Below are 1,349 nucleotides of genomic sequence, written 5' to 3'. Positions count from 1 at the left end.
CGGGACGAGGGGCGTAGGTCGTGAGTCACGCGGGCGGGGTCAAAGGTTTTGAGAAACCCTCACCCCCTGGGGTCAATGGTTCTGAGAAATCCACCCCTGGAGGGATCAATGGTTTTGAGGACCGACACAGGACCGCGTTGGCCTTGCTCGTTGTGAAACGCTCCGCGAGCGCACGAGTTCGCAGAACCGCCGGGCCAATGCGACGACACGCGACGCTTCGTCGTCCTGCTCGATGCGCGCCAACGTCGCGGTCTCCGCAGAGGTCAACTCCGAGGGCCTCTTCACGCACAACCATGCCAATTGCTTCGGCGAGGGGAGCGCATCAGGGCGCGTGCCCGTCGACCACCAGTTGCCGCCAGGGTCACCGCGCGCCCCTGGGCGAGGCCGAAAGGTCCGTCGCTCCTGGAGCCAACGGTGGACCTGCCGAGAGGTGCCACGAAAGCCTTGGGCACGAATCTCCCGCCAGAGTTCGCGGCCGTTCTCACACCCCGCGACGTGTCGCCGCGTCAGGTACTCCAGGTAAGGGTCGAGGATGCTGGGACCAGGCACGCGCGCCGCGCGCTCGGGGAAGACTTCGGCGGCGGCGTATTTGCGCACCGTCCCTCGAGCAAGTCCCAGTTCGTGACTGATTCTCAGCAGGGGCTCCCCGGCTAGGTGCCGCCGCCGTACGGCTTCGTATGCAGCGACACGCCGGGAGCGGCTCTCCTCTCGAGCGTGAGCGTCGGCGTGAGTTCGCGAAAAGCTGGTGTGACGACACGCGGGAGGAGTGCCTGCGCGCGATACGGCCGGTAGCGCTCGAAGGCGGGGGTGGGCGCTGGTCATCCAGCGTTCCATCATTTGCCGTCCATTCAGCAGCAAGTGCCAGCGGTTCGCCACCTGCTGGGCCTCTGGAGCGCCCAGTGCCGCCGCTCGTGTGTACTCAGTCGACCGGTCTCTGGCGATGACTTCCACGCCGGGGTGCTGGCGCAGCCAGGCGCTCACCGTGGGAGTCGAGCGGTCTGGCAACACGTCCCGCACGCAGTGCGCTTCCAGATCGACAAGGATGGAGCCATAGGTGCGCCCCTTGCGCAGTGCCCAGTCGTCGAGGCCCAGAATGCGAGAAGGGCTGGGAGGAGGCAGCGGAGCGCTGCGAATCAGCCGCAAGAGGGTATCGGGACTGGTGGGCATGGCCAGGGGCTTGAGCAGCCTGGCCCCAGCTTCCGCTCCGGCGGTGATTGCAACGGCACACTGCGCAGTGGCGAGACGTCGTGTTCTCCGAGCCCGAGAGGGTAGCAAGCGCACCGGCCGCTCCGCGAACGTGCGGCGAGAGCATTCCGGGTTTCGGCAGCAGAAGCGCCGTACACGCAGTT

1 protein-coding gene is annotated in these 1,349 nt (G+C 66.8%); it reads right to left on the bottom strand.

The window, feature by feature from the left end; translation table 11 throughout:
* Positions 1-105: 105 nt before the first annotated feature.
* Positions 106-1,347 carry an ISL3 family transposase gene (locus LZ198_RS42770; protein ID WP_253977935.1) on the bottom strand — a complete coding sequence of 414 codons (1,242 nt, stop codon included), beginning with the start codon at positions 1,345-1,347 and terminating at the stop codon, positions 106-108.
* Positions 1,348-1,349 lie beyond the last annotated feature (2 nt).

It is taken from the genome of Myxococcus dinghuensis (genome assembly GCF_024198235.1).
GTDB classification, from domain to species: Bacteria; Myxococcota; Myxococcia; order Myxococcales; family Myxococcaceae; genus Myxococcus; species Myxococcus dinghuensis.
The sequence above is the reverse complement of the archived record's forward strand: the minus strand, read 5'-3'. Positions and strand labels throughout refer to the sequence as shown.